Raw genomic sequence first — 1,026 nt, 5'->3', positions numbered from 1 at the left:
AAGGAGCGCATCCTGGCACTCTTTCTCTTTTCTCTCCCCCCTTCTTTTTTCCTTCTTCTCTTCCCTTTTTCTTTCTTCTTTTTCCCTCCCTTTCTTCTTTTTTTTTTCTTTTTCCCTTCTCCCTCTCTTTCTTCCCCCTTCCTCCCCTTTCCCCCCTTCTCTCCTTTTCCTCTCCCTTCTCTTTCCCCCCTCCCTTTCTCCTTCCTCCCCCCCGTCCTCTTTTTTTTCTTCCTCTTTCCTTCTCTTTTTCCTTCTTCCCCTCTCTCCTTTTTTCCCTCCCCTCCCCCTTCCTTCCTCTTTCCCTCCTCCCTCTTCCTTTCTCCCCTCTTTCTCTTCCTTCCCCCTCTTCCTCTTCCTTCTTTCCCTTCCTCCCCCCTCTCCTCCCTCCCTCCTTTCTCCCTTTTTTTTCTCCCTTTCTCTTCCTCTCCTTCTTTCTTTCTCTCCCCCTCCTTCTCTTCTCTCCTCCCCCTTCCTCCTTTTTTCCCTCCTCCCTCCCTCCTCCCTTCCTCTCTTCCTTCTCCCCTCCCTCTTCTTCCCCCTTCCTTCTCCTTCTTTCCTCTCCCTCTCTTTCCCCCCCCTTCCCCCTTCTCTCCTCTTTCTCCTCTTTTCCCTCCCTCTCTCTCTTTTTCTCCTTTTCCTCTCCCTCTCTTTCCCCTCTCTTTTTTCTCCCTTTTCTTTTCTTCTCCTTTCCTCTTTTTTTCTTCCTTCTCCCTTCTCCCCCCTTCTTTCTCCTCCTTTCCTCTTTTTTCTTCTCCCTCCCCCTTCCCCCTCCCCCCCCTTCCCTTTCCCTCCTCCCTCTCCTTTCCCTCTTTTCTCCCCTCCCCCCTCCCCTTTTTTTCTTTCCCTTCCTCCTCCCTCCTTCCTCTCTTCCCCCCTTCCCCTTCTCCCCCCTCTCCTCCCCCTTTCTTTTCCCTTTTCCTTTCCCCTCTCTCTTTCTCTTCTCCCCCTCTCCTCTCCCCCTCTCCTCTTCCTTCTCTCTTCTTCCTTCTTCTTCTTTCCCCCCCCCCCTCCTCCTTCCCTTTCTCC

At 52.5% G+C, this 1,026-nt stretch carries 1 protein-coding gene; it reads right to left on the bottom strand.

Annotated elements, in window-relative coordinates:
* Positions 1 to 1,026, bottom strand: a 1,026-nt coding sequence (locus K5Q99_RS23075) for a hypothetical protein (RefSeq protein ID WP_220778118.1), incomplete at both ends; no start/stop codon positions are given.

It is taken from the genome of Shewanella hafniensis (genome assembly GCF_019655335.1).
Lineage (GTDB): Bacteria > Pseudomonadota > Gammaproteobacteria > Enterobacterales > Shewanellaceae > Shewanella > Shewanella hafniensis.
The sequence above is the reverse complement of the archived record's forward strand: the minus strand, read 5'-3'. Positions and strand labels throughout refer to the sequence as shown.